Genomic DNA, 14,466 nt, shown 5'->3' on the forward strand with positions numbered 1-14,466 from the left:
CTCAACCGTGCTGGATTGACAACGGACTTCGCCTGGGGCTCAGCGGAACTCGCCACACCAATTCGGTGACGCCGTTCTCGCTGGTGATGTTGCTCGAGCCGCCGCACTGACGAGCGCGGGTCGCCAGGTTGTCGAGACCGTGGATTCTGGTTGCCTGGTCGATTCCCACACCGTCGTCGACGATGCTGATGACAAGATCTTCCGTTGCCCGGATGGTGACGTCGATGGCGTTGGCATGGGCGTGCCGCAGAGCATTGCTCAACCCTTCGCGCACAACGGCTTCGGCGTGCGGGGCGAGTCGAGCCGGGACGGAACTGTCGATGGTCCCCTCGAAAGTGACGCTGGGAGTGATCGACGAGTGACCGGACAGACCGTTGACGGCGTCGAGTAATCGGCGTCGCAGGCTTGTGGGAGTCGACATCTCGCTCGTGTGGAGGTCGAAGACTGCGGTGCGGATTTCGCGGACCGTTCGATCGAGTTGATCAACGGAGTTGTCCAACACCGTGCGAATGGTTTCCTCGTCGCCGGGACGTTGCAATGCCCCCTGCAAACTCAATCCGGTGGCGAACAACTGCTGAATGACGTGGTCGTGAAGATCACGCGCGATTCGGTCTCGATCTTCGAGGACGTCGACCAGTCGCTCTTTTCGTTGCTGTTCGGCGAATTCGACAGTGACAGCGGCGATGTCGGCCATTGCCGTCAGCTGCTCGATCTCATCGACGCCCCACGGACGATCGCTGCGGCGTGATGCAAAGAGGACGCCGCCGCCGAACGAGGTTCCCGACAATGGGAGTGCGACGACGGATTCCTCGCTGGAAACATGCAGTGCCGGAACAGCGCTGGCACTGGGGGCGGAAATCGTTCGCCGGCTGCGGGCAGCTTCGTCGATCACGGTTCCGGAAAGATCGAGAACTGTGCCGTCCGAGACGGTCGTCCCGCGAGTCCGGGATTCTGCGACGTGAACACCCGGCCCTTCGCCGAGGTCGTAGCGAACTATGCACACCAGATTGCCGTCGGTGAGACGGCGCGTCGTGCGAACCAGTTCGGCCAGTGTCTCGTCGCGAGATCCTCCACTGAGCAGGCGTGCGTTTACGGCGGCGACGGCCTTGAGCCACGCTTCCCGCGTTTGGGATTCCTCGAACAGACGCGCATTGTCGATGGCGATGCTCGCAGCGTTTGCCAGAATCTGGAGTACGGCCTCGTCACGGTCGTCGAATGCAGTCCGTTCCGAGCTGTCCGCGAGGTAGATGCTGCCGAACACCTCGCCCCTGACGAAGATCGGAACACCGAGAAACGTGTCCATCGGTGGGTGATTGGTTGGAAACCCCGCCGAGGACGGGTGTGAGGCGATTCGGTCGGTTCGAACCGGACAAGGTTCTTGAACGACCAGGCCCAGCAGTCCGTGACCTTCGGGAAGATGCCCGATCTTGGCAACCTGCCCCTGATTCAAACCGGAATGGATGAAGCGCGACAAGCGGCCGTCGGGAGACTTCACGCCGAGCGCACCGTAGTCCGCTTCGAGCACATGTCTTGCGACATCGACTATCTGTTGCAGCGTTTCGTCGAGTTGGAGGGTGGACCCGACGGTCAGTACGGCACTGAGCAGTTTGGGAATTGCAGTCGGGTTGAGGGCAGTCAGCTCTGCGCTTCCGGCGATGTCGCCGAAAAGGCTGAGCATGAGCGCGTCGCGGCTACCTGGCATGGTGTGTGCCTGTAGTGGCGGAGAATGGTGAACCGGACGGCGTCAGTAGGTGTGTGGTCGCCTGTCCCGATGGATCCGGGTGAGCAGTGCCCGCACGAAGCTTTGTCGCCAGAACTGCAGCCTGAGTTCGACGTTCGAGACCCAGTTTTTCGAGGATGCGTGAGACGTAGTTCTTGACTGTTTTCTCCGAGAGTTCCGCGTGCGTGCTGATCTCTCGATTGCTCAGCCCCTTGCCGATCAACTCGAAGATCAACAGTTCCTGATCGGTCAACAGTGCTGCCGCAGTACCCGACTCCTGCTCGGATCGGATGCGCCGGACCAAACCGACCACCGCCTGAGTGTTCAACAGCGATTTGCCGGTGGCGACCGTACGGATCGCGGATACCAGGTCGTGGCCGCGGATGTTCTTGAGGACGAATCCGCGTGCGCCGGCGATCAGGGCGTCGAGTAGGGCGTCGTCGTCGGAGTACGACGTGAGCATCAACGTGGCCGCTTCCGGACAGGTCGACGCCAGTTCCCGGCACAGTTCCACACCGTTGCCGTCGGGAAGTCTGACGTCCATGACGACCACGTCGGGTCGGCATTCGGGTATTCCATCCGAAGCTTCGCGAACACACGACGCCTCGCCCACAACGTTGAATCCCGATACCTGATTCAACAGGTCTGCCAATCCACGACGGACGATCTCGTGGTCGTCGACCAGATAGATGCCGATCGTCACGGTGGTCACCTCTTCCAGCTCGCGCCTGCCATCGATGTTACCGGACGGTAATGTACTGGCAAGGACGGGTTGTTCGTCAAACGGTCGACAAAAAACCCGCGTCGAACGGTGCGAGACCGAGTGTCGATTGCACAGAGTCAAAGGTCCCGATCGCGACGAGATATGGATCACCGAGGTACGGCTAGGCGATCAGTGTGAAGTGAATGTGATTGCGCCGGTGCCGTTTCGATCGTTTCAGTCCGTAGGCGCGAGTTCGACCGAAACGTAAACTCCCTTGCCTTTTCGATGTGCGAGGGCTTCGCCAGGACGATCGATACCGTCCAGTTGGAGAACGATGGGGCCTTGTTCCGGATAGAAATTGCGCCACCAGCTTTTCTTGTCCGGCATGGCAACTCCGATCGTCACATGGTCGCCTTTTCTTTTGTAGGACACGGGCGCGCTGAAGGTACGTCCCGATTTGCGGCCGACGTAGGTGATGACGGTCATTGAACGGCCGAGTAATTTGCCCACGATCGGAGCGCCGATCAGTGGTTGGACCACTACGTTGACGGCGGCGGATACACGTTGGAAAGTGTTCATAAGAAGCCCTTTCGCTTCGGATGCTGCACGGATTCGAACGCTGCACGGAAATGGTGCGTGCTGTAGTTCTATCCTGCTCGACGGTGATTGTCGCGTGGCAGAAATTGGTACAAACCGGTGCGCCGAAGCGAGTAGCGTGGGGGTACGTCGAGGGTCATTCGTATATGCGCGGTCAAGCCATGTCGTCCTCGACGCCAACCCGGTCTGTGGTCGAACGGCCGAGAACTGGAGCGCCTGTATGGCGTCGAACCCGTCCGATGTGTCGAATGCACCAGGGCAAGCCGAGTCGACAGACGCGGATCAGAACACGCCGTCCATCTGCCCTGCGTGTCAGCACAGTATGGAATCCCACGATCCGCTCGGCGTTCGGTTCTGCGCAGTGACAGCCGACCGCGGTCTCGATCGAAAGTGCATCTGCGCTGCCGATCGTGAGGAGATGCAGCACTATTCGCGATACTGATCCGCCTGGGCATCACGTCAATTCCTCCGTCAAGATTCGACTGCCACCTCGACGACACTGCCCGCGCCACTGAAACGCGCCGCGGGTGAACCGCACTGAGCAATAGATTTATCCTCGTCGCGACCACTTGCCGCGCAGAAGCATCAGTGCGGTAAGGGTGAGGCCCCATCCGATCGTGGACAGTGCGACGCCCACGCCTGCCTGTCCGGTGACATCAGTACTGGCGTCGATACTGAATGCTGTGGTGAATCCCGCAGCCGTGCCGGCAGCTGCAGTCAGGCCGCCTGCCTTCATCCATCGCGAGCGATGTGCGGAAACGAAACACGCGAGGATCACCGTTAATCCGCAGGCAAACACCTGCCAGGGAGGAAACTGCGTCGGGGCAGGCAGGCCGGGGCCGCGGAATCCGCCTTTGTAGTCGGCTGACCAGCTGAGCCAGCCCACACAAGACAGAAGGCCCAGCGCAAAGGCCAACAGGCCGGTGCGCCACAGTCCGAGTGGGCCCGATCCCGTGCGCCCGGCGTCGAGGGCGGTCGTGGAGTGCTCCACGCCAGTTCGTTCCGAACGCCAGATTGTCCAGATGATGCTCGCGCCGATAGTTGTGGGCACGCCGACGAAGATGAATGCAATCCAGAGAAACTGCGGCCAGGAAAACTCGAGATCGACAGTCATGATCGGAGTATGCGCGAACTTCGAATCCTGTGCGCCCATCTACCGATCTGGCGAGTTGCGGGTCAACCTTCCTCGATCTTCTCCACATGTGTACTTGTCGGGTCCAGGTCGATATTCCGTGCGTTGATCAGTCGAAGCCTGGGCACCGGATCGCCCGTGGTGTCGTCGATCAAGATCGAGTGTGGCTCATCGTCATCGAAGGCGTGGCGCTCTCCCCATTGCCGCAGGCTCGTGATCACGATGAACAGATCCATACCGCGTCCGGTCAGGATGTACTCGTTGCGGGTACCTTGCTCGTTCGGCCGGACTTCGAAAATTCCTTGCTCGACAAGGGTTTTCAGCCTGTACGTCAAGATATTCTTTGCGATGCCCAGGTTTCGCTGAAACTGACTGAATCTCGACGATCCGTCGAAGGCGTCTCGCACGATCAACAGCGACCATCTGTCGCCGATGATGTCGGCCGCTCGGGCCGTCGGGCAGTGCGGGTCCGTCCATTGCGTGCGATCAGGCATCGGGTTCCTCATTGGTTGCGTTTTGAAACTGTATTGACATAGTCTTCAAATGGTATCAAAACGCAACCAAATTGAGGTGGAAGTGACTGCACGTCATGCTGTCGAGAACACACGGGACAAGTTCAAAATGCCTCGTGGACTTCGCCTGTTGCTCGCGGTGCTCTGCGGTGTCTCGGTAGCCAATATCTACTACGCACAGCCGCTCCTCGGGCAAATCGGTTCAGATCTTTCCATCCCTCCGGCCGGCCTCGGCTTCGTAGTCGCACTCGCCCAAATGGGTTACGTGGTGGGGTTGATCGTGTTGGTGCCACTGAGCGATCTCGTGAATCGCAAAAAATTGATCGCAATCCAGATCGTCTCTGCTGCAACAGGAACGATGCTTGTTGCTCTTGCCACCACGAATCTGCAACTGCTGATCGGGATGGCTGTCGCAGGCACGTTCTCGGTCGTCGTTCAAGTCGTAGTCGCCTACGCTGCGGCAATCAGCGACCCAGATGAGCGCGGCGCAAACATCGGTGTGATCACCAGCGGCGTTGTTGTCGGCATCATCCTCGCTCGAACTGTCGCCGGCGCAGTTGCGGATCTGGCAGGCTGGCGGGCGGTCTACGCCGGATCCACCTTGATTTCGGTCCTCATCGCGGCTGTCGCGTTGACGATGCTGCCGAAAGACCTTCGTTCGCACTCGGATCGGGGTTCGTATGCGCGTGCCATGGGATCGGTCGTGACATTGACTCTTACGAACCGACTATTTCGCACGAGGGCTCTGATCACCCTGTTCCTGTTCGCGTCCTTCGGTGCGCTCTGGAGCGGTATGGCATTACCACTGAGCGAGGAGCCATGGCGATTGTCGACCACACAGATCGGGCTCTTCGGAATCGCCGGATGCGTCGGAGCATTGGGCGCGATCGGTGCCGGACGTTGGGCCGATCAAGGCAAAGCCCAACGCGTCACCGGGGCGTCGTTGGTCGTTCTCTTGCTGTCTTGGGTTTTCAACGCGCAGGCGACGCACTCGCTGGTGTTAGTCGTAGTCGGTGTTGTTGCGTTGGACTTCGCCGTGCAGGCTGTTCATGTCTCGAGCCAGAACCTGATCGTCGCGGATGAACCGGAATCGGCCGGGCGGACCATCGGTAGTTACATGGTGTTCTATTCGTTGGGCAGCGCGGCTGGGGCGGTTTCCACCACTATGGTTTTCGACGCGGCAGGGTGGGGCGCTGCAAGTATTCTCGGCGGCGCCTACGCGTTTGCAGCCTTGATCGTGTGGACGGTCGATCGATTGCGGACCCGCAACACCCTAGGGAGTTGGGAGCCACGTCCTGGCCGCGACGACCAAGGCGTTCACACCGATGGTCAGGGTCGGCTCGATCACGGGAGCGTAGTGCGGGGAGTGGTTCGACGGCACGGTTCGCAAAGCCGGATCGGTCATGTCACCTGTCGTGAACAGTGAAGGGTCGGTACCGCCCAACAACCAGTACGACAGTGGCGCACCGGCACTGGTCGCGAGAATGCCGACGTCTTCACTACCTGCTCCTGCGCCGGGATCGAGAATCTTGTTCGTCCCCAACCATTCGGCAAACGCATCAAGTGTCTTGTCCAGCGCCGCCGGGTCATTGACGACGATCGGAAAGTGCTCCGTCTCGGTGATGATCGGTGGGGTGGGAGCGCCGGCGGTGGCCGCTTCGCCCTGGACGATGCGGTCGACGCTATCCAGGATGCGCTGACGCACAACTGCGTCGTAGCTGCGGATGTTGAGTTGCAGTTCTGCTTCGCCGGGAATGACGTTGGCGGCATCTCCAGCATGGATGGAGCCGACGGTGAGGACAGCTGTTGCAGTACTCGGGACCTCGCGTGAGATGACAGTTTGCAAACGCAACACGGTTTCGGCCGCCATGACCACGGGATCGACCGAGTTCTCCGGCATAGATCCGTGGGCGCCCTTTCCGACCAGTCTCACACGAAGTGAGTCCGATCCCGCATACGAGGGGCCGGCGTGCCCGGCGATCGTGCCTGCCGGTAGCGGCGATACGTGTTGGCCGAGAACGATGTCGGGCTTCGGGAATCGCTCGAACAGTCCGTCGTCGACCATGGCTTGCGCACCCGCGCCAAGTTCCTCCGCCGGTTGGAAGACGAGGACAAGAGTGCCGGACCAGGTCGTCGTGTCCTGCGAGAGGATCCGGGCTGCACCGAGTAAGCAGGTCGTATGCAGGTCATGGCCGCACGCGTGGCTGACCGAGACGGTCTTCCCCTGATCGTCGGTCGTTGTCACGGTGCTGGCGTAGTCCAATCCGGTTTCTTCCCGAACCGGGAGGGCGTCCATGTCCGCACGCAGCAGCGCTGTGGGGCCCGCTCCGTTCTTCAGGACTCCGACGACTCCGGTTGTCCCGACGCCGGTAGTCGTGTCGAATCCCAGTGCTGTCAAATGTCCTTCCACCAGACTGGACGTTCGATGCTCGTGAAATCCAAGTTCCGGGTTGCCGTGGAGGTCTTTGTACAGGTCGATCAAATCCAGATCCACTGCGATCGTTTCGTGCACTGACGAGGTCATGAGAGTCCTCTCGGTAGCGTCTTTTCAGGCTAACCGGGATGACGGGTCGGTAAACAGGACCTTAGGCCCCACCGCGTCCGCGATGCGGAGTTCTGGTGCTACGGCACGTAGAACGATGCGACACCTGGGGTGATGATGGATCCGGCCACAGACGTCACGGCGACAGCGACTTGACCGGTCCCGGTCTGCACGATCGCCCCTGCCGGGACTCCGTTCAGGCCGTCCGAGAGACGAGCGGAGCCGGAGGCCCCGGTCGAAAGGTTCAGCCAGCGCACTTCGGATGAGAGCAGGCATCCCCAGCGGTCTTCCTTGCCTCCGGTGATCGTCACCGTGCCGGGTAGTTCGCCGACTACAGCTACGCAGCGGACCGCCGGCGCGTCGAAGCTGCCGTTCGGGTTGCCGTACGGCGCAGGGTTGATCTGGAATGGAATGGTCACCGCAGCGGAAGCGAGCGCTACCGACGTCAGAGCCGACGTGATCACGACGGATGTGCAGACGCTCAGTCTGCGAACGAGATTCATCACGGAGGCCTCCAGCCATATCCAGGCGATTTGCTTATTCCCCGACATAACGTCTTGGTCGTAACTTTCCTTCTTGCACCGCCGCATTGAAGACGACAGCCTCACCATATCCGGTTGCACAGGAGAATTCAGGTACTCGTCGCTATTCGATACATGTAGCGGCCTCAGCTGCCGTCCGTCGAACCGCTCGAGGGGATCAGAACGCGCGGATTCAAGATGTTGTTGGGGTCGACAGCGTTGTTGATGGTCCTGTTCAGTTTGCTGACGACGGGATCGAGGAGTTCGACAAGAAATTTCGTTTATCCTGGCCTGCAACATATTCTGTTGCTGCGAATCCAGAGTGCCCACGAGTTGATAGATGATCTGGCTTCAGCCTTCCGATTCGAGATGTGAAACTCATTGTGTCCAAGGCATGTCCGTGGACCTAAGAGTTGACAGTTGGTATCTCGAGTGCGGTTGAGATCCATCGAATGTGGCGTACGTGCGTCATATGTTGCTGAGGTCGGTCAGCGCCTGATCGAAGGCGCCGGTACGTCCAGGTGTCACCACCTTCTGAAACAGTGTCAGGACGCATTCGTCAAGGCCGTCCGTCGCCGTGAGGGTTCTTCTGGTGACGATACTTCTACCGGACCATCGCCCACGTTCCATGTGAGCCAATGCGATTCCGTCACGCCGGGCCGTTGCCTTTCGGCCCGATGAATGAACGAAGAGGTATCTTCTGCCCGCGATATCGACTTCGCACAGCTTGTTCTTGCGGCGCATGGCCTTGGGTCTCTGGTCGATCAGAGTCCCGATCGTTCCGTCGGACAATCGAAGCGATGCAGGTCGGCCTTTGCGGAATGCGAGCCTTGGTCGATCCTGCTCGGCTGTTGACGATTTCCTCTTCCGCCCGCCGGAAACGCTCTCCAATTCGTCGTCGGGTGCGGGAATCAGTTCGCCTTGGACGCTCCCCGACGGATCGAATATCGATACGGCCGAACCACCTTCGGCAAGGTTCACGAACCAGCCGGTCTCTGTAGGGGTGTTCCATTTCATGCAGATGATTATTCTTCATCGGTGCCGAGGAACGTCAGCAGATAGTCCGAGACGAGGATCGCGGTTGTCGGGAAAGACCTCGACGGACTCGAGCACCAAATCGCGCAGTGCATCGATCACTTCGCCTCGTGACGGAGCTTCTTCGCTGAATTCGTTGACAATCGCTTCGACAGCCAGACGATGAAGAGCCTCGTGCTGGTCGAAGACGTGGCGTAGGCGGGGCAGCATGCCGCGTACGGCGTCAGGCTCGAGTGAGTGGGCGATAAATCCGACGGCTCGCCCGTCGAGGTTGCAGGTCAGGCTGTAGTAGTCGTCGTCCAATCGCTCACCGTCGGACAAGACGTAGTGCCCGCGGACAAGGGTGCCGAGCGCTTCGTCAACGATGCCGGAGTCTGTCGTCACGAGAGCAGCCTAAAGGTCGACGAGGGCAAGGCGTAGTTCTGCTGAGACGGCCACAACGTCCGAACCTTGGCAGGAGCTGTTTTTCGCCAATCCACTCGCAATGTCCCGCTGACTGGGCATCTGGAACCTTCTGCGCCGCGACTGCCTTAGCGTTCTACGTCGATAACCACGTGAAGGGATTTGTTCAATGGCTAAGAATCAGGCACCCCCCGCGACACAAGCCAAGGACATCGTTGTCGATCTACTGGTGATCGGGTCCGGTACCGGCATGGCTGCCGCCCTCACCGCGAACGAACTCGGCTTGTCCACGCTGATCGTGGAGAAGACGCAGTACGTCGGCGGTTCGACGGCGCGGTCCGGTGGTGCGTTCTGGATGCCTGCCAACCCGATCTTGGCGAATGCCGGTGCGGGCGACACCGTTGAGCGCGCGAAGACATACGTGCGTTCGGTGGTCGGTGACACTGCCCCTGCCCAACGAGGAGAAGCCTTCGTCGACAACGGTGCAGCCACTGTCGACATGCTCTACCGCACGACGCCCATGAAGTTCTTCTGGGCCAAGGAATACTCCGATTACCACCCCGAACTGCCGGGCGGTAGCGCCGCCGGACGTACCTGCGAGTGCCTGCCGTTCGACGCGTCGGTACTGGGAGCGGAACGCGGTCGCCTGCGCCCCGGTTTGATGGAAGCCGGACTGCCGATGCCGGTGACGGGTGCGGATTACAAGTGGATGAACCTGATGGTGAAGAAGCCGAGCAAGGCTATCCCCCGCATCATCCGCCGCCTGGCGCAAGGCGTTTACGGCAAGTACGTCCTCAAGCGTGAATACATCGCGGGCGGTCAGGCGCTCGCCGCCGGACTGTTCGCCGGTGTGGTCCAGGCCGGCATCCCGGTGTGGACGGAAACGTCGTTGGTTCGCCTCATCACCGAAGATGGCCGCGTAACGGGTGCAGTTGTGGTGCAAGACGGACGTGAAGTGACGGTGACCGCTCGGCGCGGTGTCGTCCTGGCAGCCGGCGGGTTCGACCACAACATGGAGTGGCGCCACAAGTACCAGTCGGAGAGCCTCGGTGAGCATGAGAGCCTGGGCGCAGAGGGCAACACCGGCGAAGCGATCGAGGCAGCACAAGAGCTCGGTGCAGGTATCGGATCGATGGATCAGTCCTGGTGGTTCCCCGCGGTGGCAAGCATCAAGGGCCGCCCGCCGATGGTGATGCTCGCAGAGCGTGCGCTGCCCGGCTCTTTCATCGTCGACCAGACCGGTCGTCGATTCGTGAACGAGGCGACGGACTACATGTCGTTCGGCCAGCGCGTGCTCGAACGGGAAAAGGCTGGCGATCCGGCCGAGTCGATGTGGTTTGTTTTCGACCAGGAGTACCGCAACAGCTACGTGTTCGCAGGCGGTATCTTCCCCCGCCAGCCGCTTCCGCAGGCGTTCTTCGAGTCGGGCATCGCGCACCAGGCGAGCAGTCCGGCCGAACTCGCCCGAAAGGTCGGTCTCCCCGAGGATGCGTTTGCCGAGTCCTTCCAGAAGTTCAACGAGGCCGCTGCTGCAGGTAGCGATGCGGAGTTCGGTCGCGGCGGCAGTGCATACGATCGGTACTACGGCGACCCGACAGTGTCTCCGAACCCGAATCTGCGCCAGCTCGACAAGAGCGCCCTCTATGCGGTGAAGATGACGCTCAGCGACCTGGGCACCTGCGGCGGTGTGCAGGCGGACGAGCATGCGCGCGTGCTTCGTGAGGACGGCAGCGTCATCGACGGCCTGTACGCGATCGGCAATACCGCGGCCAACGCATTCGGTCACACCTACCCAGGCGCCGGCGCGACGATCGGCCAGGGGCTGGTTTACGGATACATCGCGGCCCATCACGCAGCAGAGAAGTAGCTCAAACCGTAGATGCACTAGCTAGTAGATCGACCTGACGGGAGATCAGCGCGCGTTTCCGATGCCGGAACGTGCACTGGTCTCCCGTTCGGCGTGTAGCAGCAATGCCAGCTGTATGTCCCATCTCGGTAACGCTGACGTGCCGGGTGACCGAGGCGCGGTATCGTCTCCAGAAGTGATGTGAGGCACTGATTTTTTCACCAGATGCCGTGGAATGAAGTGGCGCCTGATATCGACCGGTCGGGTCGAAAGCGCAAAACAGGTACGTACCCAGGTAATTCAACCGTGGCGTGGAGCGTCGTGAAGCGACAGCGTATGAGGTGATTCCTCATCCGCAACGCAAGGATCTCCATGTTCCACCCCATTTCCGACCATCCGGGTAGACACCCACCCTGTCGATCTTCGAACGAAATGCCCTCAGTTCGGTCCGGCATTCGTAGTCCTCGATCAACGATCGATTCAGGCACTGCCTCGATGTAAAACCCGTATCTCCTGTGCTGTCACCAGGAGATACAGACCTGCGGGTCTATGCGCGCGATCGCGTTCGAGAGTGGTCACCGTACTTCTCTCCATGGCGCAATCCGAAAATTTCACTCCAACGGAGTCTCGGTGCGATGCACCGCGGAGCTCAGCACGTACTGAGTGCTGTCTGGCGGTAGAGCCTGCGCCGGCTCCGAGCACATCAGTCAAGGAAAATATGAGTAAGCACAGAAAACACAAGCCTTCCAGCACAAAACGATTCATCGCCGTAACTGCAGGACTGGGCGCCCTTGTGGGGGCCGGAGCAGTTGTCAATGCAGGTACCGCCGGTGCGCAGGGCTGGTCGGCGAGTTGCAGTTGGGAGTGGCCGGTAAGCGGATCACTTTCGCAGGGGTACCACGCGGGACATGACGGAGTCGACTTCGCTGTCAACGTCGGCACCGCGCTTCACGCGCCGACATCGGGCACGATTTCTGTTGCCGGACCCAATGATCCGGGTGGATACGGAACGTACATCCAGTTGGAAGCGGACAGTGGCGAGCAGATTCAGATGGGCCACCTCTCCGAAACCTGGGTCGGTGTGGGGCAGCACGTCGAGGTAGGCGACCAGATCGGGGCAACGGGTAACACCGGTAGCTCCACCGGTCCACATCTGCACCTCCGCATTCACAGTGGTGGCGCCGTCGATCCCATGTCCTTCCTGAGTTCGATCGGGGCGTGCGATACCGGGTCGAGTATCGTGCCCGCACCCGCACCCGCACCCGCACCCGCACCCGCACCCGCACCCGCACCCGTGCCGGCACCGGAAGTAGCACCCGAATCCGCACCGGAACCGGCGCCAGTTCCCGTCGTCTACTCTGAGGCAGCCGAATCTGCACCGGTAGAGAGCATTCCGGAGTCGAAGGCTCCAGTGTCTGGCGAAGAGGTAGTCGTTGCGGCCGGTGATACATTGTTCGACCTCGCTGCAGAACGAGGTCTCACCTGGCAGCAGCTGTGGGACATCAATCCACAGATCGCCGATCCCGACCAGATCTTTGTGGGCGCCGTAATCAATCTGTGAGAGTGGATAATTCGATACTGATCCTGGGATGAGTCATCGATTCGTATACGACCGGTTCCAGTACCCGAGTTAACTCCGAGTTCCAGTTGGTGCGCGTGAGCGCTGCAGCCGGGCCGTGCATTTCACGGTTCGGCTGTTTGCGCGCTCCGAGAAGTGATTCCTACCGAAGTGCTGATGCGTGGCGGTTCGCTTCTTGGGCAGCCACGGCCAATCGCGGGGGATCTTGCCGATACTATTGAGCCCGTGAACCGGTCCGCGATCACCTCCCTACGTCGACGTTGGTCAGATGAGGGCGTCGACAATTTACGGGCGCAGCTGCTCGATCAGTCGCGGATCGTCAAGCCGCCCCACACTCTCGTCTCCCCCTGGGCGGAGACCGATGACGGGCTGATCGATGTGCGTGGCCTGACAGCGGGTAGCGGTGGATTGGACATCCGGTATCTCACGTTGGAACGGATTGATCTGAGTTTCGCTCGGGGTGCGATCTCCGTCTTCGAATCCGAATTATTCGACTGTCGTTTCGATTTCGTGGCACTGACCGGACAGACCCGTTTCAATCGCCGATTCGAACGGTGCAGTTTCCGGGGTGCCACGCTCTCGCGTCTGGCGCTCGGACCGAGGGTCGTCGATTGCGATTTCACTGGAGCCAAAGCACGCGGGCTCCGCTCCGTGCCCAATACTGTGTTCGAACGATGTGCATTCGACGACACAGACCTGCCTGGTGCGCAGTTCGCCGATACCTCTTTCGTGGAGTGCACTTTCGGCGGCGCACGATTCTCGGCGGCCACGAGTTTTGTGCGGTGTTCCTTCACCCGGACCGCTGTCGAGTTCTCCGAGGCGCGAGTGTCGCGAACAACATGTGACGGCACCGCGATTCCGGATCAATGGGCAGGTGAGGCTGATTCAGCAGTCGCACTGGAGCGGTATGCCGGTCGATATGCCCGAGCACTCGGCGTGGGGGACACAGAGGGTATGGCCCTCGATCCTGAAATGGATGATTCGTAAAGGGGGCAGATCGATGACTCGCGGGGTCACGTTCAGAACAGTATTCGGTGGACCGTCGGTGCCGCTCGACTTCATTGAGGAGTTGACTCGGCTCAGACACCGGCTGAGGGGCATCGCGATGCAGTACGACTTCGATCTGTTTGTTGTCGTTGGTGGCGACATCACCGTGGTGACCGATCCGACCGGGATCCGGCTTCCACGTGTGTTTCTGGGCAGGCGTACCGCTACGGCGCAGGTTCAGATGAACACTGACGACGTGATGGGGGTGTCCGATCCCCGCACATTTCTGTACACGACGATCCATGCGGCACTGACGGAACTGATCGCGCGTGTCTCAGACCGCGACAACGTCTTCGATGCGGACGGGGAGCGGGCGAAGATCGAGTTCTTGATCCTCGATGACAGTGGCGAGTGCGAATCAAAGCTGTGAAGGCAATGACAAATGCTGCGCTCCCAAATTCGTCAGGCTGTTGTCACTTTCTGGCATCAAACACTGCGGTGGGCCCAATGAATCCGGACATTCCGGCTACACGATGTGTGTATGCGTTGTAACCGTACGTGTCACGGGTGGCCGGTGTCGGCGCGCTTCGTCCTTGTTGTGTGAGTGTTTCGTCCCGCTCCGCCCATTTCGGGCGATTCTTCATCTAGCTGAGGTTGGTGAATCTTCGGCTTTCGTCGTGGAACGATCCTCAGGTTTCGCCCGGGCTTGACGACTGAATACGGCCTTCCGTCCGCCCGAATAGACGGACGGAAGACCTCAATTCAGTTGCGGGTGAACGCACTCGGCGATCGCGGTCGGGTCTTGTCAGGGTTGAAATTCGTCGTTGGATGAATTCTCCGGCGAGCTGGCCGCGAGTATGCGCGTCCACCACCTTTGTCGCTGCGGATCT

At 60.3% G+C, this 14,466-nt stretch carries 14 protein-coding genes and 1 pseudogene; 6 read left to right on the forward strand and 9 right to left on the reverse strand.

What is annotated here, in order from left to right:
* Position 1: 1 nt before the first annotated feature.
* From FEZ59_RS21785 to FEZ59_RS21795, 3 genes are all read right to left on the reverse strand, one after another.
* On the reverse strand, positions 2 to 1,702 hold the full coding sequence (locus tag FEZ59_RS21785; RefSeq protein ID WP_172933204.1) for a GAF domain-containing protein: 1,701 nt from the start codon (positions 1,700 to 1,702) through the stop codon (positions 2 to 4).
* Positions 1,692 to 2,423, reverse strand: coding sequence for a response regulator transcription factor (locus tag FEZ59_RS21790; RefSeq protein WP_037120143.1), 732 nt, complete (start codon positions 2,421 to 2,423; stop codon positions 1,692 to 1,694). Before FEZ59_RS21790 ends, FEZ59_RS21785 begins: the two co-directional genes overlap by 11 nt.
* A gap of 234 nt (positions 2,424 to 2,657) precedes the next feature.
* Complete coding sequence (locus tag FEZ59_RS21795) at positions 2,658 to 3,002, reverse strand: nitroreductase/quinone reductase family protein (RefSeq protein WP_019747516.1); 345 nt, start codon at positions 3,000 to 3,002, stop codon at positions 2,658 to 2,660.
* 238 nt (positions 3,003 to 3,240) lie between these two features.
* On the opposite strand from FEZ59_RS21795, the gene FEZ59_RS29870 reads away from it, so the two are divergent.
* Positions 3,241 to 3,462 carry an RGCVC family protein gene (locus tag FEZ59_RS29870; protein WP_047890135.1) on the forward strand — a complete coding sequence of 74 codons (222 nt, stop codon included), beginning with the start codon at positions 3,241 to 3,243 and terminating at the stop codon, positions 3,460 to 3,462.
* A gap of 108 nt (positions 3,463 to 3,570) precedes the next feature.
* Here FEZ59_RS29870 and FEZ59_RS21800 read toward each other — a convergent pair whose 3' ends face one another.
* Positions 3,571 to 4,173, reverse strand: a complete 603-nt coding sequence (locus FEZ59_RS21800; RefSeq protein ID WP_020906513.1) for a hypothetical protein — start codon at positions 4,171 to 4,173, stop codon at positions 3,571 to 3,573.
* 23 nt (positions 4,174 to 4,196) lie between these two features.
* Positions 4,197 to 4,646, reverse strand: coding sequence for a helix-turn-helix domain-containing protein (locus FEZ59_RS21805; RefSeq protein ID WP_134998325.1), 450 nt, complete (start codon positions 4,644 to 4,646; stop codon positions 4,197 to 4,199).
* A gap of 127 nt (positions 4,647 to 4,773) precedes the next feature.
* Between FEZ59_RS21805 and FEZ59_RS21810 the strand changes: the two are divergent.
* Positions 4,774 to 5,805, forward strand: a pseudogene (locus tag FEZ59_RS21810) (MFS transporter); the annotation flags it as partial.
* Positions 5,806 to 5,937: 132 nt separating this feature from the next.
* Here the strand turns inward: FEZ59_RS21810 and FEZ59_RS21815 are convergent.
* From FEZ59_RS21815 to FEZ59_RS21830, 4 genes are all read right to left on the reverse strand, one after another.
* Entirely contained in the window at positions 5,938 to 7,188 is a 1,251-nt protein-coding gene (locus FEZ59_RS21815; protein WP_092764893.1) for an amidohydrolase, read from the reverse strand.
* Between the two features lie 98 nt (positions 7,189 to 7,286).
* A complete protein-coding gene (locus FEZ59_RS21820; RefSeq protein ID WP_080910140.1) occupies positions 7,287 to 7,709 on the reverse strand; it encodes a hypothetical protein in 423 nt (140 codons plus the stop codon).
* Between the two features lie 486 nt (positions 7,710 to 8,195).
* Positions 8,196 to 8,744 (reverse strand): hypothetical protein, encoded by a 549-nt coding sequence (locus tag FEZ59_RS21825; protein ID WP_172933205.1) that lies wholly within the window; start codon positions 8,742 to 8,744, stop codon positions 8,196 to 8,198.
* A 15-nt stretch (positions 8,745 to 8,759) separates the two neighbouring features.
* Positions 8,760 to 9,146 carry a hypothetical protein gene (locus FEZ59_RS21830; protein WP_172933206.1) on the reverse strand — a complete coding sequence of 129 codons (387 nt, stop codon included), beginning with the start codon at positions 9,144 to 9,146 and terminating at the stop codon, positions 8,760 to 8,762.
* A gap of 187 nt (positions 9,147 to 9,333) precedes the next feature.
* On the opposite strand from FEZ59_RS21830, the gene FEZ59_RS21835 reads away from it, so the two are divergent.
* The 4 genes from FEZ59_RS21835 (at position 9,334) to FEZ59_RS21850 (ending at position 14,006) form a co-directional block, all read left to right on the forward strand.
* Positions 9,334 to 11,031: a 3-ketosteroid-delta-1-dehydrogenase gene (locus tag FEZ59_RS21835; protein ID WP_172933207.1), complete on the forward strand. Its 1,698-nt coding sequence runs from the start codon at positions 9,334 to 9,336 to the stop codon at positions 11,029 to 11,031.
* A 697-nt stretch (positions 11,032 to 11,728) separates the two neighbouring features.
* Positions 11,729 to 12,571 carry a peptidoglycan DD-metalloendopeptidase family protein gene (locus FEZ59_RS21840; RefSeq protein ID WP_242459906.1) on the forward strand — a complete coding sequence of 281 codons (843 nt, stop codon included), beginning with the start codon at positions 11,729 to 11,731 and terminating at the stop codon, positions 12,569 to 12,571.
* 243 nt (positions 12,572 to 12,814) lie between these two features.
* Entirely contained in the window at positions 12,815 to 13,576 is a 762-nt protein-coding gene (locus FEZ59_RS21845; protein WP_019747504.1) for a pentapeptide repeat-containing protein, read from the forward strand.
* Positions 13,577 to 13,589: 13 nt separating this feature from the next.
* Positions 13,590 to 14,006 (forward strand): hypothetical protein, encoded by a 417-nt coding sequence (locus tag FEZ59_RS21850; RefSeq protein ID WP_030535916.1) that lies wholly within the window; start codon positions 13,590 to 13,592, stop codon positions 14,004 to 14,006.
* Positions 14,007 to 14,466 lie beyond the last annotated feature (460 nt).

It is taken from the genome of Rhodococcus sp. MS13 (assembly GCF_013277835.1).
Taxonomy (GTDB): Bacteria; Actinomycetota; Actinomycetes; order Mycobacteriales; family Mycobacteriaceae; genus Rhodococcus_F; species Rhodococcus_F erythropolis.